Below are 22,026 nucleotides of genomic sequence, written 5' to 3'. Positions count from 1 at the left end.
ATGCTAAGCGATGAGCGAAGCGCTCAACACCGCGATGCCAAACACCGCGACCCCCGCCGCCACCGGCCAGCCAAGCGAGCGGGTGCGCCGCCAAACCAGCACCGTAGCGAAAAGCCCCAGCGCGGTGGCAAGCCAGGACGTGGCGTTGGGGTTGACTGGAACGATCGACACGCCCAGCACGGCGGCGATCATCAGGGGGCCGAGAATGGCCAGCCACTCCGGCAGCGGCGTGGGGCCATCGCTTTGATCGAGCCGGCGCTGCATCCAGAGAAACGGCGCCACACGAATCAGCAGCGTGCCGAGCGCCGACAGCGCCACGGCGATCCAAAGCTCGATACTCATGCGCGCCTCCTGGCGGAAAACCGCACCGCGTAAAAGCACAGCGCCCCGCACGCCGCCCCCAGCGGAATCGCGACGTTGCTGGCGCCGGTCAGCGTCAGCGCCAGCGACGCGATAATCGTGGCGATAAGCGCCAGCGACCAGCGCAGATCGACAAACCGCGGCGCGGTCATGGCAAGAAACAGTGCCGGTAGAGCGAAGGGCATGATCTCGCCCAGCAGCGGCCAGTACGCGGTCACCGCCTCGCCGGCCACCGCGCCCACCACGGTGCCCACTACCCAAACCGCCCAGGCCATCAGCGCGCAGCCTAAAAACCAGCCGAACCGCCGCGCGGGGTCGAGCGCTGGGAGTCTCGTCAGCGCCAGGGCGAAGACCTGATCGGTCAGCCCGTGCATCAGCCAGAGCCAGTGGCGGCTTCGGGGCAGCAGCGCGGCCAGGTTCGGGCCATACACCAAGTGGCGCGCGTTGATCAGCAGCGTCAACGCAACGACCAGCCAAAGCGGCGCGCCGGTGGCGATCATGCCCACAAACAGAAACTGCGAGGCGCCGGCGTAGATCAAAAGCGAAATCGCCGCCGCTTCGAACGTCGTAAAGCCCGCCTGGGTCGCCACCAGCCCGAACGACAGCGATACCGGTATGTAGCCGCCCAGCAGCGGAATGCCCTCGCGCGCGCCCTGAAGGGCGGCGTGCCAAACGGCGTGGGAGCGGGCACTGGATTCGGTGGACGCGCGCATGGGACCTCGATGCCTTTGAGCTGTTATTAGTGGTGCGTAATAAGCGGTAGCGGGTGGTGCGTGATAGTGATTGGTACGTGGTAGCGAGTGGTACGTGATAGCGATTGACGCGAATGGCTAGTGGTAAGTAATGGTGACGAGCAGCGTGGCGCGCTCGTGTTGGGTGCGATAAAAATGCGGCCGGTCGGCGTTGAATCGAGCGCTGTCACCGGGGGCCAGCGTGCGCAGTGCGCCGTATTCACCCGCCTCGATATGCCCGCTAATGACGAACAGCGTCTCGACGGTGTTTGGGGTGTGCCCTTCGGCCTGGCGCTCGGTATGGGGTGCGAACCCCATCCAGTAAGCGTCGACTTGGGGCGTGCCCTGACCCTGCTCGATCAGCGTGAGCTGTACGTCGTCGTCGCCCAGCGCCTCGTCGACCGGCGCAATTAGGGCGCCGAAGGGCACTCCGAGCTGCACCGCCAGGCGCCAGATCGTGTCCAGCGTCGGGTTGCCGTTGCCTTGCTCGAGCCGGCTCAGGTTGGACTTGGCCATGCCCGCCGCGCTTGCCAGCTGGCTCAGCGACAGCCCGCGCGCCAGGCGCAAACGCTGAAGGTGCGCCCCTAGCGTGCGTAACGTTTCTTCTTTCATGGTGAACCGTTCGCGAATTTAGCGTCGTGCTATTTTTGAAGTGTTCTTTTTAGAGAACGCTTTATATAAGAAACGTTTTATAAAAAGAACGCCGGGTCGTCAACCCGGCGTGGCTAATAAAAAGATGAGAGAAGAGATAAAAGGCAGGCGCGGAGTGATAAATCAGGCGGCTGGTTTTTTCGCGCGGCAGGCAGCGGCGGTAAAGAGCACGTCGGTCGAGGAGTTCAGCGCGGTCTCGGTGGCGTCCTGCACGACGCTGATCACGAAACCGATCGCCACGGCCTGCATTGCCACTTCCGTCGAGATGCCGAACAGGCTCGCCGCCATGGGAATCAGCATCAGCGAGCCGCCGGCCACGCCGGAAACCCCACAGGCGGCCAGCGCCGAGACCACGCACAGCAGCAGCGCGGTCGGAAAGTCGACGCCGATGCCAAGGGTGTGGGTCATGGCCAGCGTGATCACGGTAATGGTGATCGCCGCGCCGCACATGTTGATGGTCGCGCCCAGCGGTATCGAGATCGAGTAGGTATCGGCGTCGAGATCCAGCCGGCGGCAAAGCTCCAGATTCACCGGAATGTTGGCCGCGGAGCTTCGGGTGAAAAAGGCGGTGATGGCGCTTTCTCGCAGGCAGGTCAACACCAGTGGGTAGGGGTTTCGCCGGGTAACAATGTAGACCAGCAGCGGATTGGTAATGAGCGCGACCACACCCATGCAGCCCACGATGATCCCCAGCAGCTGGGCGTACTTGAGCAGCGCTGAGACGCCGGACTCCGCGAGCGTTCCCGCCACCAGGCCGAAGATGCCCAGCGGCGCCAGACGAATCACCAGCGTAACGAGCTGGGTGACCGCCCCGGAGAGATCCGAAAGCGCCCGGCGCGTGGTGTCGCTCGCCTGACGCAGTGCAAGCCCCAGGCCCACAGCCCACACCAGAATGGCCACGAAGTTGGCCTCCATCAGCGCGCTGACCGGATTGGCGATCGCGTTGAGCAGCAGGTCGCGCAGCACGCCGATGATGTCGCCCGGCGGGTTGCCATCGGCACGAGGCGCATCGAGCGCAAGCTCGGTGGGCATCAAAAAGCTCGCGCTCACCGCGATCAACGCCGCGATCAGCGTGCCGATGACGTAAAGCGCCAGCACCGAGCGTATCTGGGTGGGTCGGCCCTTTTGGTGTGCCGCGATTGCCGCCATCACGAGCACGAACACCAGAATCGGCGCGACCGCCTGCAGCGCGCTGATGAATAGCTGGCCAAGTAGTGCCACGCGGGTCGCCACCGCCGGCGAAAGTAGCGCCAGCGCAACGCCGACGGCGATACCGATGAGAATTTGAGAAATCAGGCCCAGCCGTAATAAAGGCCGAAGCGCCGCTTGGGCAGTCGCAATCATTGCAAAGCTCTTGGTCAGTCAGGACAAGGCGCCGACGCGCTGCGCGACGCTCGCGAAAGGCGGGCATTCTAGCAGCGAAGGGGCAGGGCGGGGGCATTAAGAGAAAAAAACGACGAGCTCGAAACGACGTAGGCGTTTTTAAAGAGCGGACACAAAAAAACGGCTTGCTTTCATCCGGAAAGCAAGCCGTTTTTATCAGTTCTCGGCCGTTACAACGTTATGCCACGGCGGCTTCAGTCTCAACGCTGGTTTGGTGGGCCGCTACCGGGCTAGCAATTTGGGCCTTGGCGGTCGCGCTCATGGCATCGACCATGGAGTAGCCCTTGTTGATCAACTCGACCACGTCAGGAGACGAGCCCCACTTCATCAGCATCTCGTCGAGATACAGTTCTGCGGAAGAGAAATGACCGCAATGGCTCAACATTTTGGCAATGGTAAAGTCCGTATGCGGGGTATCAAACATTTCGCTGCGGATTTCCTTGATCGCCATTTGCAGGCCGGCTTCCGAAATGTTTTCCAGTTGTAATCTGTGCATGCCACCACTCCTTGTGAATGCTGATACTTGGTAAAGTATTTATTTATACGTGTCTTGTACCAACTCACAGTAATACACCTCACCAGCAGAAGCAATCACCAATTTTGGCCCTGTCGAAAAAATCTCCACGTATAAAAAAAACCCGCTCACGGTGGCGGGGTTTTCGCTGTACAAATGGGGTCTTAAAGCGGTACTACGAAGGCAAGCGTTGCCAAGCTTCCGGCGAGAAAAGAGGCGGCGGTCAGCCATAAAAACTCCGTGTTGCTCTCTTTTTCTCTCCTAAGTTTCTGTTCGCTTAGATATTTTTCAAGATGCTCTGGGCTTCCTGGCTGAGCCCCATTGAAAAGATGTTGGCGTATCATCTTAACTCCTTGAGCGTAAACTATTTGAGTAAATCCCCTCGTACGTGTTTTACGACCAGCCCGATGCTTGTACAGACATTCTCTGGGTCTTGGCGAAAGTATAGACCATGCACCGGGTCCAGCGTTCATGAAAGTTGTACAAAAAGTTAACCTGAAGGTCATCAAAACGGCATGTGAGAAACGTTCGCTCGCTAACCGGCTAATATCAAAGGCGATGGTCCTGAGCCAGCCCGCGCGTCGATTTTTGTTAAGCAGTCGCGCATATAAAAGGAGCAGGCGGTGTATTCAACTAAAGTTGTTAGACTTTGGTATTAATCGAGGCTAATTCGCTGGACTAATCGCCGCTTGCAGGGAATAAAGGGCGCTCTAAAATCGGCGACGCTGTTTTAGCCATCTCAAGGCGCTGTCGCGAAGCGTCTTTACTGCTCACTCAATACCAAGCGGTACTGCCCCATGTTCAAAACGGCCACCCTATCGGTCTGGGACCAGCTTTGGCACTATCATTATCAGGCCAAAAACCTTCTTCTCTGCGCGCTGCCGACCTCCGGTGCCCCCGGCGCGAACGGGGCGCAAGGCGGTTCAGGCACGCCGACACCTCCCGATGAAAACCCCAACCCCTCGCCGCGCCCGCCGGCCTACAACCGTGCGCAGTCCATTGGGCTCGTGCTGGGGCCTTTGATGTTCGCGCTGACGGTGCTGTTTTTTGAGCCGGCAGACTTAAGCTTCGAAGGCCGCATGGTACTGGCGACCACGCTGTGGGTCGCTATCTGGTGGATCACCGAGGCCATTCCGATTCCGGCGACCTCGCTTTTACCGATCATACTGCTGCCCATTACCGGGGCGCTCGAGGGCAGCGCGGTCACCGCCGCCTACGGTAATCCCATCGTCTTTCTGTTTTTGGGCGGCTTTTTGATCGCGCTGGCGATGGAGAAGTGGGATCTGCACAAGCGTATTGCGCTGACGATCATTTCCATACTCGGCACCAGCATCAATAGCATCGTGTTCGGCTTCATGGCCGCCACGGGCTTTCTTTCGATGTGGGTGTCCAACACCGCCTCGGTGATGATGATGCTGCCGATCGCCACCGCGATCGTCTATCAGGTCACCCAGGAGCTTGCCAAGAGCGACGGCGATCACAGCGGTGAGATTGACAAGTTCAGCAAAGCGCTGATTTTCGGCGTCGGCTACGGCGGTACTATCGGCGGGCTGGGCACGCTGATCGGCACGCCTCCCAACATCATTCTGGCCGCCGTGGTCAGCGAGCTGTTCGGCTATGAAATCTCGTTTGCCAGCTGGCTGATGTTCGCCTTTCCGGTCGTGGTCGTGCTGCTGTTCATCGGCTGGATCATGCTCACGCGCTTTATCTACCCGATGAACCTGGGCCATCTGCCCGGCGGTAAGGAGCTGATCAATAAGGAGATGAAGGCGCTCGGGCGCACCAGCTTCGAGGAGAAAGCGGTGCTGGCCGTGTTCTTGCTGGCGGCGTTTTTCTGGATCACCCGCTCGTTTTTGTGGCAGGGCCAGATCATCGATATCCCCGGTATCAACGACACCATGATCGCGATCACCGCGGCGGTGGCGCTTTTCTTGATTCCCTCGCGCACCAAGGGCGGCTGCCTGCTGGATTGGGACATCGCCCGTGACGTGCCCTGGGGCATTTTGCTGCTCTTCGGTGGCGGCCTGGCGATCGCTGCCGGCTTCAACTCGTCGGGTTTGGCTGCCTGGATGGGCGATCAGATGAGCGTGCTGGAAGGCGTCAACTTCCTGATGGTGATTCTGCTCTCCGCCGCCATGGTGCTCTACCTTACCGAGATCACCTCCAACACCGCGACCGCGACCATGATTCTGCCGGTACTGGCCTCCTTGGCGCTGGCGCTGAACGTGCATCCGTTCGTGCTGATGGTGCCGGCGGCCATGGCGGCCAACTGCGCCTTCATGCTGCCGGTCGGCACCCCGCCCAACGCGATCATCTTCGCCACCGGCAAGATCACCATCGCCGAAATGGTGCGCAACGGCTTCTGGCTCAATATCATCGCGCTGATTTTGATCGTGGCCGCGACCTACTTCCTGCTCCCGGCACTTTGGAGCGTGGATCTGACGGTGTACCCGGACGCGTTTCGCAACTAAGTCGCAAGCGTTTAGCACTCAAGCCTCATGCCCCCGCCCGATGCGGGGGCTTTTCGTTGGGCGAACCAAAACGTGGCGAAAGGCGCCGGGCCCGTTGGCAGATGAGCGCCGCCTCGCTACGCTGGATGAAACGCTCAAGGCAGTGGGCTTTAAATCTTGAAAAGGAGAACCGCATGGACTCGCAAAGCGATCAGCAGACCCGTATCCGCCAGGCCCTCGGCGTCAAAGCGTCGATTGATGTGAACGAGGAGATCGAGCGGCGCGTGGCGTTTCTTTACCAGCGCCTCAAGGAGACTGGCCTGCGTACGCTGGTGCTCGGCATTAGCGGCGGCGTCGATTCCACCGTGACCGGGCGGCTTTGCCAGCTCGCGGTAGAGAGAGCCCGCGCCGAGGGCCTCGAGGCCGAGTTCTACGCCATGCGCCTGCCCTACGCCGTGCAGGCTGATGAAAACGACGCCCAGCAGGCGCTCGACTTCATTCGCGCCGATCATCTGCTCACGGTGAACATCAAGCCCGCCAGCGACGCCGCGCTCCAAGCGCTCGAGGAGGGCGGTCTCGTGTTTCGCGACGAGCACCAGCGCGATTTCGTGCTGGGCAATATCAAGGCGCGCCAGCGCATGGTGGCGCAGTACGCGGTGGCCGGCGCCCACGCGGGGCTGGTGGTCGGCACCGACCACGCCGCCGAGGCGCTGATGGGCTTTTTCACTAAATTCGGCGACGGCGCCTGCGACGTGGTGCCCCTGGCCGGGCTTACCAAGGACCAGGTGCGCCGCCTCGGCGCCGAGCTTGGCGCACCAGAAGCGCTGGTGAAAAAGCCGCCCACCGCGGATCTCGAAACCCTGAAGCCGCAGCTCGCCGACGAAGACGCCCTGGGCGTGACCTACGCCGAGATCGACGCCTTTTTGACCGGCGAGGCGATCGACGGCGCAGCGCGCAAGACCATCGTGCAGACGTTCGAGCGCACCCAGCACAAGCGCGACCTGCCCATCGCGCCATAGGCGTTCACTACCGCCGTCGAGCAAGTGCCCGGGCGTGGAGGTCGATGATAAGATGCGGGCACTTTCATTAGGGCGATGCCATGCGACTACTGCACACCGCGGACTGGCACCTGGGGCGGCTTTTCCACAACGTATCGCTGCTCGATGACCAGCGCTTCGTACTCGACCAGCTCATCGAGATCGTCGATCGTGACGGCGTCGATGCGGTGCTGGTCGCCGGCGACATCTTCGATCGCGCCATTCCCCCCGCCGGTGCCGTGACGCTGCTCGATGACGTACTTTATGAGCTTTGCGACCGGCGGGGCTTGCCGGTAGTGATGATCTCCGGCAACCACGACAGCGCCGAGCGGCTGCGCTTCGGCGCCCGCCATCTCAGGAAGGCCGGGCTTTATATCCTCTCAGAGCTCGACCGAATCGACACGCCGGTCACCCTCGAGGCGAACGGAGTGACGGTCGATATCTTCGGCATTCCCTACGCCGACCCGGAGCACGTGCGCAGCACCTTCAAGTGCGAGGCGCGCGACTTCGACAGCGCCCACCGCTTTTTACTCGAGCGTATCGAGGCCGCCCGCCAAAAGAGCCGCCCGACGTTTCTGATGAGCCACTGCTTCGTCGACGGCGCCGCGGCCTCGGACTCCGAGCGCCCGCTGAATCTCGGCGGGGCGGAGAGCGTGGCCTGGGAGCCGATGCGGGGCTTTGACTACGTGGCCCTTGGCCACCTGCACGGCCCGCAGTACCGCGGCAGCGAGCACATCCGCTACAGCGGCTCGCTGCTGAAATACAGCTTTTCCGAGGCGCGCCAGCGAAAGGGCGTAACGCTGGTCGATATCGACGCCGACGGCAAGCTTACGTTCGAGTGGCGCACGCTCGCCCCCAGGCGCGAGGTGCGCGTGCTCGAAGGTGAGCTTGAACACCTGCTGGCCCAGGCACAAAACGAGGCTGTCGAGCGCCGCGAGGACTACCTGCTGGTGCGCCTGACAGACCGCCACGCCATTCTCGACCCGATGAGCAAGCTGCGCGCGCTCTACCCCAACGTGCTCCATTTGGAGAAGCCGGGCATGCTCGAGGCGCGCGGCGCCCAGCAGCTCGACCGCGAAAAGCTCCACTTCAGCGCGCTGGACATGTTCAGCGACTTCTTCGAGCAGACCAGCGGCGAAGCGCTCGACGACGACCAGAAAACGGTCGTGCGAGCGCTGATTTCAGAGCTCAACAAGGCGGAGGGCGGCTCGTGACCCCACTCGTGCTCACCATGCAGGCCTTCGGCCCCTTTGCCGGGGTCGAGCGCCTCGACTTCACCGCTCTGGGCCGCCACCCGCTCTTTCTGATCAACGGCCCCACCGGCGCCGGCAAGAGCTCGATTCTCGACGCCATCTGCTTTGCGCTTTACGGCCAGACCACCGGCGAGGAGCGCACCGGCACGGAGATGCGCTGCGACAGCGCAAGCCCAACCCTTCTCACCGAGGTGACGCTGGATTTTCGCCTGCAGGAGCGCCTTTACCGCCTGCGCCGCGTACCCCAGCAGGAGCGCCCCAAGGCGCGCGGCGAAGGCACCACCACGCAAAACGCCGAAGCCCAGCTCTGGCAGCTCAACGAGGCGCTCGAGGAGCAGACGTGCCTGGTGGCCAAAAACGTGGGGGAGGCTAACGCTCAGGTTCAGGCGCTGCTGGGGCTGGATGTCAAACAGTTTCGCCAGGTGATGGTGCTGCCCCAGGGCAAGTTCCGTGAGCTGCTGGTCGCGCCGTCCAGCGAGCGCGAAAAGATTTTCGCCCGACTGTTTCAAACGCAGATCTTCAAGCGTATCGAGGATGAGCTGCTGGAGCGCTCGAAGGGGATCGTCGCTCGGGTCAAAAGCCACCGCGAGCACATTAGCGGCCTGCTGGCCGGTGGCGAGCTCGAAAGCGAGGCCGCCCTCGATGAAGAGCTTGCCGCGCTTTCGCCCCGGGTCGAGGAGGCCACCGCCGGCTTCGAGGCCGCCAAGCGCGAGCGCCGCCAGGCGGAGCAGCGCCGCGACGCAGGTAAAGAGATCGAGCGCCAGCGCCAGGCGCGGGAGGCGCTGGTGCGTGAAAAGAGCGCGCACCTGGAAAGCAGTGATGCCATCGAAGGCGAGCGCCAGCGCCTGGCGCAAAACGAGCGCGCCCAAGCGCTTCGCGCACCGTTCGAGGCCCAGGCCCAAGCACGAAAAGCGCTGGAAGCGGCGCGAGAAGAGCAGCGCCAGGCCCAGGCGGGGCTCGATGATCAGCGCGGGCGCACGGCGAAAGCGCAAGCGGCGCTGGCCGAGGCGACAGCGCGTTTCGAGCAGCTCAGTGAACGTACCGAGCGCCGCCGGGCGCTCGGCGAGTACCTCGAAAAGGGCCAAGCGCTGGAGGAGCTCGCCGCGCGGGCCCGCCAGGCCGACCAGGCGCATCAGCAGGCGGCGTCCACCTTCCAGCAGCACACGCAGCGCCTGGAGGAGATTCGCCGGCAGGGCGAGGCGGCCAGCCAGCGTCTCGAGGCGCTTCAGGCGGAGTATCAACGCCTGGCCGGGGCGCCGGCGGAGCTCAATCGCCATCGGGAGCTTCTTGCGGCGCGCCGCGAACTCGAGGCGCTGGCCGACAAGGAGCGCCAGACCCAAACCGGCGAGCAGCGCGCGGCGCAAACCCTCGAGCAGTGCCAGGCGCAGACCCGCCACGCCGAACGCGCCGCCACCGAGTGCGAGATGCGCTGGCACCAGGGCCAGGCGGCGTTTTTGGCGCAAACGCTCCAAGTGGATGCCCCTTGCCCGGTGTGCGGAAGCTCTGATCACCCGGCGCCCGCGAAGCCTTCCGGTGATATCGTCACTAAAGAGCAGGTAGAGCAGGCCAGAGCCCAGGCGGCCAGCGCCCGCCAGGCGCAGCAGGACGCCGAGCGCGCGCTGGAGACGGCGCGCTTCGATGCCCGCCAGCACGCCGAGCAGCGAAGCCGCCTGAGCCAGGCGCTTGGCGAGTGGGCCGGTGCGCCGTTAGGCGAGCTTGAGCGCGCCGTCTCGACGTTTGAGGCCAGCGCGGCGCGGCGCGAAAGCGTCGAGCGCGAGATCGACGCGCTGTCGACTCAGCGCGAGACGCTGCGCCGCGACTGGAGCGCTCAGGATCAAACGCTGAAAGCGTCTCAGACTGAGCGGGATGCGGCGAAAGAGCAGGCGCTTCGCCTTTTGACTCAGCGCGACCAGCTCAGCGAGGCGCTGCCCGCGGACGCCCGCGACCCGCAGGCGCTTCGCACCAGTATCCAGGCGCTTGCCGCCGAGATCAGCGAGATCGAAACGGCCCACGCCGGTGCCCGAAAGGCCCACGACGAAAGCGTGGCCCTGCAGGCTCGCGCCGAGGAGCGCGCAAGCGGCGGCGAAACGCGCCTCAAACAGGCCGAGCAGGCGCTCGAAAGCGCCCGCGCCGAGTGGCAGAAGGCGCTGGCGGCGAGCGCCTTCGCGGACACCCGCGCGTTCGATGCCGCCCGGCTCGAAGAGCCGGCGCGCCAGGCGGCGGCCCAGCGCGTCGAGGCCTACCAGCGGCGCCTGGACGAGCTTACCGGAGCTATCGCCAGCGCCGACGCCAGGCTCACGGATCAGCCCGAGCCGGACATGGCAGCACTCGAGTCAGAGGTCGAGGCGAGCCTGGCTCGCGAGCAGGCGGTTTTCGAGGCGTGGCGCGGGCTAAGCGAGCGCCAGAACGCCTTGAACGGCGTGCGTGAGAAGCTCAAGGCTGCCCATGAGGCCCAGCAGGCGCTCGAGGCGGAGTACCGGCTTTGGGGCACGCTTAGCGACGTGGCCAACGGGCGCACCGGTCATCGCATCAGTTTGCAGCGCTTCGTGCTCGGCGTGCTGCTCGACGACGTCCTGATTCAGGCCTCCGAGCGGCTCACCCGCATGAGCCGCGGGCGCTATCAGCTCGTGCGCCGGGAAGACCCCTCGAAAGGCAACAGCGCCTCAGGGCTCGAGCTCGACGTGGCGGACACCTACACCGGCAAGCAGCGCCCGGTGGCGACCCTGTCTGGGGGCGAGTCCTTCATGGCGGCGCTGGCGCTGGCGCTGGGGTTATCGGACGTGGTCCAGGCCTACGCCGGCGGCATCAAGCTCGACACGCTGTTCATCGACGAGGGGTTTGGCAGCCTCGATCAGGACGCGCTGGATCAGGCGATCGAGGTGCTCTGCGAGCTGCAGTCCAGCGGGCGCATGATCGGCATTATTTCCCACGTCAGTGAACTCAAGGAGCAGATGGCGGTTCGTATCGAAGTAGCCGCGCACCGCTTGGGCAGTACGACCTCGATCAAGGGCGCGGTCCATTGAACGTTGACGTCTCGACGACAAGGAGGAATCAATGAACGCGAGCAGCATTTTACAGCAGCTGATGAAGCAGGCGGGCGGCAAGAGCCAAAACGGCGGGGTAGACGTCAAGGGCGTGCTCGACGGCCTCTCGCGCCAGTTCGGCGGCGGCGAAGGCGCCAAAAGCAGCGGCGGCGGTAGCGGGCTGGATGTCAAAAGCCTGCTCGGCGGCGGCGCCATGGGCATGCTGGTGGGCTCCAAGCGCGGGCGCAAGCTTGGCGGCAAGGCGCTCAAGTACGGCGCGATCGCCGGCGTCGGCATGCTCGCCTGGAAGGCGTGGCAAAGCCACCAGGCCAAGGGCAGCCACGGCGACGCATCCGGTCGCGAGGAGGGCGAGCGGATTGACGTGCTCGAAGGTGAAATTCAGGAGCGGCGCAGCCTCGAGCTTTTGCAGGCGATGATCATGGCCGCCCGCGCCGATGGCCATATCGACGCCGACGAGCGCGCGCTGATTGGCGAGCAGATCGATAGCCTCGGTGCCGACGACGAGCTGCACGCTTGGGTCGAGCAGCAGCTCAACGCCCCGCTCGACGCCAAAGCGCTCGCCTCCCAGGCGGATTCGCCCCAGGCGGCGCGGGAGATGTACCTGATCAGCCTGGCGGTGAGCGACGAGCAGAACCCGATGGAAAAAGCCTGGCTCGACCAGCTCGCGCTGGAACTCGACCTGGATCAGCAGATGGTCGCCGAGCTCGAGCGCCAGGCGGCTCAGGCCGGATAATGGTCGTCGACGGCGTTGGGTAGAGGTGAAAGGGAGCGAAAACGTCTAACCTGCTGGTAGGGTGGCGGGTTGCCACTCCACTGAATCAAGGAGTCCACGGATGAACGCAAGCAGTATTTTCAAGCAGTTGATGGAGCAAGGCAGCGGCGAGCTGGGCCTCAAGGGCGTGCTGGACGAGCCGACGCCGGGTCCGCGCGGCCCGCGCCCAAACCGCACTCAGTCGCCCCGGCCGCGCGCAGGCTTCGATACCCGAAGCGCGCTGGGCGGCGGCGCCATGGCGCTGCTGATGGGCTCAAGGCCTGGCCGCAAGCTGACCGGCAAGGCGCTCAAGTATGGAATCGTGGCAAGTATCGGTATGTATGCCTGGAACGCGTGGCAAAGCTCGGAATTACGTAACGGACCGAGCACCGGTGCCGATGATGAATGGGACCGTGACCAGGCCCGCACCGCCGGCGGCGAGCACATCGATTCGCTCAGCGGCGAGCACCAGGAGCAGCGCAGCCGCACACTGCTGCAGGCGATGATCCTGACCGCGCGCGCCACCGGCCAAAGCGATGAGCAGACGCGCACCCGGGTCACCCAAAAAATGAGTGATCTGGGCGCCGACGACGAGCTCTACACCTGGGTAGAAAAGCAGCTAAGCGCGCCGCTGGATGCCAGCGCGCTTGCCGAGCAGGCGGATTCCCCCGAGGCGGCCCGGGAAATCATGCTGGTCAGCTTGGCGGTGGCCGGCGAGCGCCACGAGATGGAAAACGCCTGGATCGATCAGCTCGCCGATGCCCTGGGGCTCGATCGCGAAACGCTGATCCGGCTCAAGCGTAAAGCCGCCCAGGCGAGCTGATGCTCGAAGCGCTCAACATTGCGCTGGCCACGGGGCTGGGGGTGGGATTTGCGCCGCTCGCCCCGGGCACCGTGGGCACGCTTTGGGGCGTGGCGCTGGCCTGGTGGCTGCTGGGCTTTCGCATTAGCCATCAGATGGCGATTAACGCGCTGCTGCTGGGCTTGGGCGTACTCGTTTGCCACTTCGCCTCCGGCTACTACGGCGGGCTCGACTACGGCAGTATCGTGTTCGACGAAATCGTCGCCTTTCCGCTGGCCGTGATTGGTCTCAAGGCGACGCGAACGCTCTGGGTAATGGCCGCCGCGTTCATCGTGTACCGGCTACTCGATGCGATCAAGCCGCCGCCCATCCATCTGGCCGAGTTCGCACCCGGCGGGCTCGGCGTAGTGCTGGACGACGTCATCGCCGCATTTTTGACGTGGCTTTTGTTGGCCGCGCTGCTATTGGTTTACCGCCGGACCTACGCCCCGCGCGCTATTTGACGCGCGCATAAAAAACGCCGCAAGCAGCGCTTGCGGCGTCAATCAGTAACGCTAGTAAAGGCCTTTCAGGCCGACACCGTCCCCTTACTCCTGAACGATGATGACCGCCTTGGCATTGACGAACTCGTGCATGCCGAAGCCGCCGTGTTCGCGGCCGTAGCCGGAGTCCTTCACGCCGCCAAAGGGCATTTCCGGGGTTGCCACACCGAAGCCGTTGATGAACACCATGCCGGTATCGAAGTATTTGCTTGCAAGCTCGGTGGCGCGCTTCACGTCCTTCGAGATGATGCCGCCGCCCAAGCCGTAGCGGCTGTCGTTGGCGATGCGCATGGCGTCTTCGTCGTCTTTTGCGCGAATCAGCGCGGCGACCGGGCCGAACAGCTCGTCATCGTAAGCTGGCTGGCCTGGGGTGACGTTATCCAGCACCGTGACCGGGTAGAACGCGCCGGGACCAGACGGCTTCTCGCCTCCGCAGAGGATTTTGGCGCCGTTTTGCACGCTTTTCTCGACCTGGTCGTGCAGGCCATCGCGCAGATCTACGCGAGCCATCGGGCCAACGTCGGTGCCGCTCTCTTTCGGGTCGCCGACCTTGAGCGCCTTCATCTTCTCGACGAAACGCTCCTTGAAGGCTTCATAGTTCTTCTCGGTCACCACGAAGCGCTTTGCCGCCACGCAGGTCTGGCCGCCGTTGAACACGCGCCCGGTGACGCAAGTATCCACCGCCAGATCCAGGTCGGCGTCGTCGAGCACCAGGTAGGCGTCATTGGAGCCGAGCTCCAGCACGGTCTTTTTCAGGTTCTCGGCGGCCTTGGCAGCCACCTTCCGGCCGGCGGTGTCGCTGCCGGTCAGGGTCACACCGCGCACGTGCTTGTGCTCAATGATCTTGTCCGATACGTCGTGGGAGATGACCAGCGTGCGGAAGACGTTTTCCGGCAGGCCCGCATCACGGTAGAGCTTCTCGAGGAACAGGCCGCTGCCGGTGACGTTTTCGGCGTGCTTCAACAGCACCCCGTTACCCGCCATCAGGTTAGCGATCGAGTAGCGTACCGCCTGATAGGCGGGGAAGTTCCATGGCTGGATGCCGTAAATCACGCCTATCGGCGAGTAGGTCACGATGCCGCGCTCGCCGTTGCCGGGCTTGCGCTGCTCGTCGGCGAGCTTGTCCGGGCCGTGCTCGGCAGTGTAGTCGCAGATGCCGACGCACAGGTCGATCTCCTGGCGCGCCTCTTCTGGCGGCTTGCCCATTTCATCGACCATGAGCGTGGCGAAGGCTTCCTTGTTATCGGCAAGCGCCTTGCCGATCGCCTTGATGACCTTTGCCCGCTCGTCCAGTGACTTGAGCCGCCACTGTAGAAAAGCCTCGTGGGTCTGCTCGACGACCTTGAGCGCTTGGCTCTCGTCCATCAGCGTGTAGCTTTCGAGGTTTTTGCCGGTGGCCGGATTGACCGTCGTAATGCTGTTGCTCATAAGACCTCCTGTCTTTTAATCAACGCTTTGAGTGCGGGCCACAAAGCCCGCGTCCAGCCCTTGGGTGAATCACCCATTAGCCGACTGGTCTATTTGGTTCGCTCTTAACCCTAGTAGACAAACGCCGGGCTAGCCAAACATGAATGTCTAAAGGCCTGGATTAGGCCTGAGCAAAGGCTCGGCCTATCCAGCGTAGCTCGTTTTGATCACTCGACTGCAAGGATGGTTCCGAAGGATTCACGCCGGGTTGCCAGCGGCAATGCCGGCTCAAATTCGGTGGAGCCAAACGCTATCCAGAGTGTCGAGCGCCGCGCGAATCGGCGGCTCGGATTCACGGTCCTGTCGCCAGGCAAGGCTAAGCGCGCAGGGCAGGCGCACATCGTCAACCACCGCCAGTCCGTTTTGCTGGCGCTCGGCCATGGCCTGAGCGTCGCGGGCCAGGCTCAAGCCTACTCCTGCACGCACCAAATCCAGCATGCACGCCTCCTGGTCGACCTGGGCCACACGATTGGGCGCGGTGCCGCATTCGGCCAGGGCGAGGCTCAAAAGCCGGTGGTGGGCGGAGTCCGTGGGCGTGACGATCCAGGGAAGCCGCGCCAGCGCTTCCCAGCGGGTATCCAAAAGTCGGTTCTCCCAGCCCGGTGGGGCCACTACGTGGTAGTGAAAGTGGGTCAGCTCGCGAAACCCGAGTGTATCGACGCCGGGGCCCTCGCCGGGCGGGGCGAGAATGAAACCGACGTCGAGTTCGCCCCGCTCGATTTGGGTGATGACGCTTCCGCTCATGCCGTGGGCGAGCTCGGTTTCGAGCTGCGGTGCGCGGGCCATCAGCCGGCTCAAAAAGTGGCCCAGGCGGATGAACTCCGGGTCGACGATGGTGCCGACTCGGAGTTTGCCGCGCAGGGTCTGTTGCAGGGCGCTGGCGCTCTGCTCGAAGGCCTGGGCGCTGGCCAGCGCCTGGCGCGCGGCGGGCAACAGTGCAAAGCCATCGTGGGTCAGCGCCAGGCCTTGTGGGCGGCGGATAAAGAGGGTTAGGCCCAAGTGCGCCTGAAGCTGCTTCAACTTTAGGCTGACGGCGGGCTGAGTCAGGTGCAACTGGGAGGCGGCTTTCGAGACGCTGCCGCTTTGCGCCACTGCTACGAACGCCCGCAGGGCGGCGTACTCCTGCATGAAAGCTCCTTGGCCCGTTTTGTTATCAGAAAAGCTTATATCGCGCTTAAGAATTACTCAATTGATCCTGGCCCGGCGCGCGGTAAGCTCGAATGAACCAGGGGTTTAGGCCGTATCGCTAATTTAGCGCACGGCAAACCGCTTCAGCGATCACCGAACAAAAGGCAGCTTATGTCCACCGCGATTCAGCACTACATCAACGGCCAGCGCGTAGACGGCGACGCCGCCGAGCGTCAGGGCGTCACCAACCCGGCCACCGGCCAAACCACCGGCCAGGTGGCGCTGGCAAACCAGGCTGACGTGAACCGCGCCGTCGAGGCCGCAAGCCAGGCGTTTCCCGCTTGGGCGGATACGCCGCCGATTCGCCGCGCTCGGGTGCTGTTCAAGTTTCTGGCGCTTTTGAACGCGCACAAGGACGAGCTCGCCGAGGCGATCACCAAAGAGCACGGCAAGGTCTTGACTGACGCCCAGGGTGAAGTGGCCCGCGGCATCGATATCGTCGAGTTTGCCTGCGGCGTGCCGCAGCTACTCAAGGGCGATTACACCGACCAGGTGAGCACCGGCATCGACAACTGGACGCTGCGCCAGCCGCTTGGCGTGGTGGCGGGCATCACGCCGTTCAACTTTCCCGCCATGGTGCCCATGTGGATGTTTCCGGTGGCGCTGGCCACCGGAAACACCTTCATCCTGAAGCCGAGCCCGCTGGACCCGAGCGCCTCGCTTCTGATCGCCGACCTTCTAAAGCAGGCGGGCCTGCCCAACGGCGTGTTCAACGTGGTGCAGGGCGGCAAGGAGGCGGTCGAGGCGCTGATCGATCACCCTGAGGTGCAAGCGCTGTCGTTCGTGGGTTCCACGCCGATCGCCAACGCGATCTATCAGCGCGCCGCCGGCCACGGCAAGCGGGTGCAGGCGCTGGGCGGGGCGAAGAACCACATGGTGGTGATGCCCGACGCGCACCTGGACAAGGCGGTGGACGCGCTGGTCGGCGCGGCGTTTGGCTCCGCCGGCGAGCGCTGCATGGCGATCAGTGTGGCGGTGCTGGTCGATGACATTGCCGATGAGGTAGTAGCAAAACTTGCCGAGCGCGCCCGCACGCTCAAGGTCAAGGACGGGATGCAAGAGGACGCCGAAATGGGGCCGATCGTCACCAGAGACGCCCACGCGCGCATCACCGGCTATATCGAGAAGGGCGCGGCAGAAGGCGCGACGCTGGTGGTCGACGGGCGCGAATTCGATTCGAGCCAGACCGGCGAGGGCAACGGCGAAGGCTTCTGGATGGGCGGCACGCTCTTTGACCACGTCACGCCAGAGATGACCATCTATAAAGAGGAGATCTTCGGCCCGGTGCTCGCCTGCGTACGCGTGCCGGATATCAAAAGCGCGATCGACTTGATCAACGCCCACGAGTTCGGCAACGGCGTGAGCCTTTTCACCGAGAGCGGCAGTGCGGCGCGGGAGTTTGGCCGGCGCATTCAGGTCGGCATGGTGGGCATCAACGTGCCGATTCCGGTACCCATGGCCTGGCACGGCTTCGGCGGCTGGAAGCGCTCGCTGTTCGGCGACACCCACGCCTACGGCGAAGAGGGCGTGCGCTTTTACACCAAACAGAAATCGATCATGCAGCGCTGGTCCGACTCCATCGACGACGGCGCCGACTTCATGATGCCCACGGCTAAATAGTCAGGAGGTTTTATGGCAGCGCGCAATAACAACGCCAACCAAGGCGCCGGCGACACCTTCGATTATATCGTGATCGGTGCCGGCACCGCGGGCTGTTTGATGGCCAACCGCCTGAGCGCCGACCCGGGCAACCGGGTGCTGCTCATCGAGGCGGGCGGGCGCGACAACTACCACTGGATTCACGTGCCGGTGGGGTATCTTTACTGTATCAACAACCCGCGCACCGACTGGCTCTACAAGACCGAGCCGGACGAGGGCTTGAACGGCCGCTCGCTGATCTACCCGCGCGGCAAGACGCTGGGCGGCTGTTCGAGCATCAACGGCATGATCTACATGCGCGGCCAGGCCCGCGACTATGACCATTGGGCGGAAGTGGTCGACGACCCGGCCTGGAACTGGCAAAGCTGCCTTACGGACTTCATGCGTCATGAAAGCCACTACCGGATGGACGACGGCGGCGACGCCGACGAGACGCACCGGCGCTTTCACGGTCAAGGGGGCGAGTGGCGGGTGGAGAAGCAGCGGCTCAAGTGGCCGGTGCTCGACGACTTCGCCCGCGCCGCCGTCGAGGCGGGCATCCCGCGCACCGACGACTTCAATCGCGGCGATAACGAAGGCGTGGCCTACTTCGACGTCAACCAGCGCGCGGGCTGGCGCTGGAACACGTCCAAGGCGTTTCTGCGCCCGGCGCTCAAGCGGTCGAACCTTACGCTCTGGCACACAAGCCAGGTCAACGGGCTCTGCTTCGAGCAAGGCGAGGGCGAGCCGCGCTGTACTGGCGTCGAGCTCGAGCGCCGCGGACACCTCGAGCGGGTGAGTGCGTCAAAAGAAGTGGTGCTCTGCGCCGGCGCCGTCGGCTCGCCGGCACTGCTGCAGCGCTCCGGTATCGGTGCGCGCGAGCATCTTGAAAAGCTCGGTATTCAGGTGGTGAAAGAGCTGCCCGGGGTAGGCGAGAATCTGCAGGATCACCTCCAGATCCGCTCGGTGTATCGTGTCAGCAACGCCAAAACGCTCAATGCCATCGCTTCGACGATGTTGGGCAAGGCCGGCATCGGCTGGGAGTATGTGACCAGGCGCACCGGGCCGATGAGCATGGCGCCCTCGCAGCTGGGCGCGTTTACGCGAAGCTCTAGCGACTACGCCCACCCCAACATTCAGTACCACGTGCAGCCGCTGAGTCTCGAGGCCTTCGGCCAACCGCTTCATCCTTACCCGGCGATCACCGCAAGCGTATGTAATCTGAACCCGACCAGTCGCGGCACGGTGCGCATTAAAAGCCGCGACCCGATCGATCCGCCTTCGATTCGCCCGAACTACCTGAGTACCGAGGAGGATCGGCGGGTCGCCGCGGACTCGCTTCGCGTGACCCGGCGCATCGCCGCTCAGCCGGCATTTGCAAAGTACGAACCCGAAGAGGTCAAACCCGGCGCGCAGTACCAAAGCGACGAGGAGCTGGCACGCCTGGCCGGTGATATCGGCACCACGATCTTTCACCCGGTGGGCACCACGCGGATGGGAAAAGCGGAGGATCCGATGGCGGTGGTAGATGCCCGATTGAAGGTGCTGGGCGTGTCCGGACTCCGGGTGGCGGACGCCGGTATCATGCCCACCATCACCAGCGGAAACACCAATTCACCCACCCTAATGATCGCCGAAAAAGCCGCTAAGTGGATTTTGGATGAAGCGTCATCGCATTGACATTTTTTTATGGCATAGTGTTGACGAGTGTGCTGCATAGGTGCATGCTTCAAAACAGTAGGTTAGCAAGTCGAACGTTGTCAGCAGCATCGAAACGCTTAAGCGTTGAGTCTGGTGAAAGTTTCTTGTTCTACCCACTGTAACTCGGGTATTACCCGGCTTTTCATTAAGCTACATCGAGGATTTCGATCATGGCAACTGGTACCGTTAAGTGGTTCAACGACACTAAAGGTTTCGGCTTCATCTCTCCGGACGACAATGGCGACGATCTGTTCGCTCACTTCTCCGAAATTCAGGCTGACGGCTTCAAAACTCTGCAAGACGGTCAGAAGGTTTCCTTCGACGTCACCCAGGGTAAAAAAGGCCTTCAGGCTTCTAACATCAAGGTTCTGTAATTTCGAACCCCTGATGTTTCCCGCTTGCTAACGCAATCGGGCAAGAAAAACCCCGCTCATCGCGGGGTTTTTTAATGCCTATCGTTTGGCCACCTAGACCAGATCGCGGGGGATCGACTCGTCCCAGCTTTGCGAGTAGACCCGCGTATCGCCTTCCCAGGCATCGAGCGTTGCCTGGATGCGAAAGGCATCGCTACTTGCCGTGAGCCGCGTGTGGGTCAGCGTGCGCACCATCCAGTCGCCGCGGCGGAAGGTGCGCTCCCAATCGGTGATGCCTTCGATGCTGCGGTAGTCGCCGTAGGCGTAGCGGTAGCGCTCGGTCACCTTGCCGGCGATCTCCAGGTCGATGTCGTCGAAGCGGTAGGCGCCTTCGTCGTTGATCACCAGCACCTCGTTGACGTCGGTGGCCAAATCGCGAATCACTCGCCACACCTCGCCGCCGGTCTCGATGACCGTGGTGGCAAGGCCCGGCGCCGATACCGGCGGCTCGAACGCGGGCAGCGCCGCTTCCTCCTGGGGTCGCGGCTCGCGGGTAGGCAACACCAGCCGGCACGCCTCGGGGTGGAAGGTCAGGCGCACCGGCTCCGGTGCCGGCCAAGCGATCGGCCAGTAGCTTGTCGAGATCGACACGCGAACGGCGTGGCCGGCCATGAACTGCTGGGCGATGTGCTTGAGCGCGACCCGCACGCGGTAGCGCTTGCCGGGCTCCAAAGGCTCGGGAAACTCGTCGCTGTCGCGGTGGGTCAGGTTCAAAAGCCCATAAGAGACGCGGGTGGCCTTATCGTCCGGGTGAATGTCGCTTAAGCGCACCGCGACCATCGCCACCGGCTCGCTCGATGCGAGTTCGAGCTCCAGCACCGGCTGGCCGCAGATCTCGAGCGGTGCTTCAAGCCGCGCGGTCTGAAAAATCAGCGAGCCGCCGTCCTCGTCGCGCTGGTCGTGGGGCAGATCCGGCGGGGCGTTGTAGGAGCACCACTTGCCAGCGTGAAGGCCCACCGACAGCGACGAACGCAGCGTCATCGGCGTCTCGCTTGCACCGCTTGCGCTGCCGCTCGAGGCGTCGTCGTCGGCCAACAGGTCGTGGCCGGCGGTGAGCCTGAAGTACTGGGGTACGATATTGCGCGAGGGCCAGCCCGGCTCTGCGACCCAGCGCCCCGGGCGGTGCTCGTAGCGGGTAGAGGGCGGCGCCGACTCCTGCATCCAGACCCGCAGCATGGGTTCGTCCATGATGGTGTTGTCGATGCCCTTGAGCCAGTAGTCCCACCAGCGCAGCGCGTCCTGCAAAAAGCCGATGGCGGGGCCCGGCACGCCCAGGTGCGGGTACTTGTGCGACCAGGGGCCGATGAGCCCCTTGCGCGGCACGTCGAGCCCGGCCATGAGCCTGAACACCGCGTTGCAGTAGCCATCCGCCCAGCCGCTGATGGCGTAGACCGGGCATTTGATCGCGCTGAAATCCTCACACACCGAGCCGTGCTTCCAGTAGTCGTCTCGGCGCTGGTGCTCGAGCCACTGCTTGAGCCACAGCCCGCTTCCGGCAAGGCGCTCCAGCCACATCTCGCGCCAGCGCTCGCCGACCAGCGCCGGGTCCGGCGGGCAGGCGTTGCCGTCGAACATGGTCGAGGCCCAGGAAAGGTTATCCACCAGCATGCAGCCGCCCATGTGGTGCACGTCGTCGGCGTAGCGGTCGTCGGTGGAGCAAATGGTGATGATTGCTTTGAGTTCCGGCGGCTGGCGCGCGGCGATTTGCAGCCCGTTGAAGCCGCCCCAGGAAATCCCTACCATGCCCGCTTTGCCGGTGCACCAGGCTTGGCGGCCGAGCCAGGCGAGAATTTCGACGCCGTCGTCGAGCTCCTGGGGCAGGTACTCGTCATAAAGCACGCCGTCGGACTCGCCGGTGCCGCGAATGTCTACCCGCACGCCGGCGTAGCCGTGACCGGCCCAAAAACGGTGCATACCGGCGTCGCGCTGAGCGGTCAAATCGCGCTTTCGATAGGGCAGGTATTCGACGATGGCGGGCACCGGGTCGGTGTCGGAATCGAAGGGTCGCCAGATGCGCACGGCCAAGCGCGTGCCGTCGCTCATCTCGATCCAGGTCTCTTCTTCGAACACGCGGCGGGGCAAGTCATCCACGATCTGCATA

18 protein-coding genes are annotated in these 22,026 nt (G+C 63.6%); 10 read left to right on the top strand and 8 right to left on the bottom strand.

The features are described 5' to 3' along the window. Positions 1-3: 3 nt before the first annotated feature. The 5 genes from ACGLWX_RS04605 to ACGLWX_RS04585 all read right to left on the bottom strand — a co-directional run bounded on the left by ACGLWX_RS04605 (position 4) and on the right by ACGLWX_RS04585 (position 3,621). Positions 4-342 (bottom strand): AzlD domain-containing protein, encoded by a 339-nt coding sequence (locus ACGLWX_RS04605; RefSeq protein WP_396237716.1) that lies wholly within the window; start codon positions 340-342, stop codon positions 4-6. Beyond that, entirely contained in the window at positions 339-1,073 is a 735-nt protein-coding gene (locus tag ACGLWX_RS04600) for an AzlC family ABC transporter permease (protein ID WP_396237714.1), read from the bottom strand. The genes ACGLWX_RS04605 and ACGLWX_RS04600 overlap by 4 nt, the downstream gene beginning before the upstream one ends. A 117-nt stretch (positions 1,074-1,190) precedes the next feature. Next, positions 1,191-1,703, bottom strand: coding sequence for a helix-turn-helix domain-containing protein (locus ACGLWX_RS04595; protein ID WP_396237712.1), 513 nt, complete (start codon positions 1,701-1,703; stop codon positions 1,191-1,193). 162 nt (positions 1,704-1,865) lie between these two features. Next, entirely contained in the window at positions 1,866-3,086 is a 1,221-nt protein-coding gene (sstT, locus tag ACGLWX_RS04590; protein WP_396237710.1) for a serine/threonine transporter SstT, read from the bottom strand. 217 nt (positions 3,087-3,303) lie between these two features. After that, complete coding sequence (locus tag ACGLWX_RS04585) at positions 3,304-3,621, bottom strand: hypothetical protein (RefSeq protein WP_252107029.1); 318 nt, start codon at positions 3,619-3,621, stop codon at positions 3,304-3,306. Between the two features lie 815 nt (positions 3,622-4,436). On the opposite strand from ACGLWX_RS04585, the gene ACGLWX_RS04580 reads away from it, so the two are divergent. The 7 genes from ACGLWX_RS04580 (at position 4,437) to ACGLWX_RS04550 (ending at position 13,479) form a co-directional block, all read left to right on the top strand. Then, positions 4,437-6,110 carry an SLC13 family permease gene (locus ACGLWX_RS04580; protein WP_396237708.1) on the top strand — a complete coding sequence of 558 codons (1,674 nt, stop codon included), beginning with the start codon at positions 4,437-4,439 and terminating at the stop codon, positions 6,108-6,110. 173 nt (positions 6,111-6,283) lie between these two features. Then, on the top strand, positions 6,284-7,108 hold the full coding sequence (gene nadE, locus ACGLWX_RS04575; protein ID WP_396237706.1) for an ammonia-dependent NAD(+) synthetase: 825 nt from the start codon (positions 6,284-6,286) through the stop codon (positions 7,106-7,108). 80 nt (positions 7,109-7,188) lie between these two features. Next, positions 7,189-8,340 (top strand): exonuclease SbcCD subunit D, encoded by a 1,152-nt coding sequence (locus ACGLWX_RS04570; RefSeq protein WP_396237704.1) that lies wholly within the window; start codon positions 7,189-7,191, stop codon positions 8,338-8,340. Then, positions 8,337-11,402, top strand: coding sequence for an AAA family ATPase (locus tag ACGLWX_RS04565; protein ID WP_396237702.1), 3,066 nt, complete (start codon positions 8,337-8,339; stop codon positions 11,400-11,402). Before ACGLWX_RS04570 ends, ACGLWX_RS04565 begins: the two co-directional genes overlap by 4 nt. 31 nt (positions 11,403-11,433) lie before the next feature. Continuing rightward, a complete protein-coding gene (locus ACGLWX_RS04560) occupies positions 11,434-12,156 on the top strand; it encodes a tellurite resistance TerB family protein (protein ID WP_396237700.1) in 723 nt (240 codons plus the stop codon). 100 nt (positions 12,157-12,256) lie between these two features. Beyond that, positions 12,257-12,997, top strand: a complete 741-nt coding sequence (locus ACGLWX_RS04555; protein ID WP_252107040.1) for a tellurite resistance TerB family protein — start codon at positions 12,257-12,259, stop codon at positions 12,995-12,997. After that, positions 12,997-13,479 (top strand): phosphatidylglycerophosphatase A, encoded by a 483-nt coding sequence (locus tag ACGLWX_RS04550; protein ID WP_396237698.1) that lies wholly within the window; start codon positions 12,997-12,999, stop codon positions 13,477-13,479. Before ACGLWX_RS04555 ends, ACGLWX_RS04550 begins: the two co-directional genes overlap by 1 nt. Positions 13,480-13,563: 84 nt before the next feature. Here the strand turns inward: ACGLWX_RS04550 and ACGLWX_RS04545 are convergent, their stop codons facing one another. Both ACGLWX_RS04545 and ACGLWX_RS04540 read right to left on the bottom strand, forming a co-directional pair. Then, a complete protein-coding gene (locus ACGLWX_RS04545; RefSeq protein ID WP_396237696.1) occupies positions 13,564-14,946 on the bottom strand; it encodes an NAD-dependent succinate-semialdehyde dehydrogenase in 1,383 nt (460 codons plus the stop codon). A 267-nt stretch (positions 14,947-15,213) separates the two neighbouring features. Beyond that, positions 15,214-16,113, bottom strand: coding sequence for a LysR family transcriptional regulator (locus tag ACGLWX_RS04540; protein WP_396237694.1), 900 nt, complete (start codon positions 16,111-16,113; stop codon positions 15,214-15,216). A gap of 171 nt (positions 16,114-16,284) precedes the next feature. Between ACGLWX_RS04540 and ACGLWX_RS04535 the strand changes: the two genes are divergently transcribed. The 3 genes from ACGLWX_RS04535 (at position 16,285) to ACGLWX_RS04525 (ending at position 19,886) form a co-directional block, all read left to right on the top strand. Continuing rightward, positions 16,285-17,793 (top strand): CoA-acylating methylmalonate-semialdehyde dehydrogenase, encoded by a 1,509-nt coding sequence (locus ACGLWX_RS04535; protein WP_396237692.1) that lies wholly within the window; start codon positions 16,285-16,287, stop codon positions 17,791-17,793. Positions 17,794-17,805: 12 nt separating this feature from the next. Next, positions 17,806-19,491: a GMC family oxidoreductase gene (locus tag ACGLWX_RS04530; protein ID WP_396237690.1), complete on the top strand. Its 1,686-nt coding sequence runs from the start codon at positions 17,806-17,808 to the stop codon at positions 19,489-19,491. Between the two features lie 191 nt (positions 19,492-19,682). Beyond that, positions 19,683-19,886: a cold-shock protein gene (locus ACGLWX_RS04525; protein WP_009101184.1), complete on the top strand. Its 204-nt coding sequence runs from the start codon at positions 19,683-19,685 to the stop codon at positions 19,884-19,886. Positions 19,887-19,979: 93 nt separating this feature from the next. Here the strand turns inward: ACGLWX_RS04525 and ACGLWX_RS04520 are convergent, their stop codons facing one another. Continuing rightward, on the bottom strand, positions 19,980-22,025 hold the full coding sequence (locus ACGLWX_RS04520) for a CocE/NonD family hydrolase (protein ID WP_396237688.1): 2,046 nt from the start codon (positions 22,023-22,025) through the stop codon (positions 19,980-19,982). Position 22,026: the final 1 nt, after the last annotated feature.

Origin of the sequence: Halomonas sp. HMF6819, from assembly GCF_044335525.1 — a bacterium.
Lineage (GTDB): Bacteria > Pseudomonadota > Gammaproteobacteria > Pseudomonadales > Halomonadaceae > Vreelandella.
Note: the sequence above shows the minus strand (reverse complement) of the source record. Positions and strands in the feature narration are given on the sequence as shown.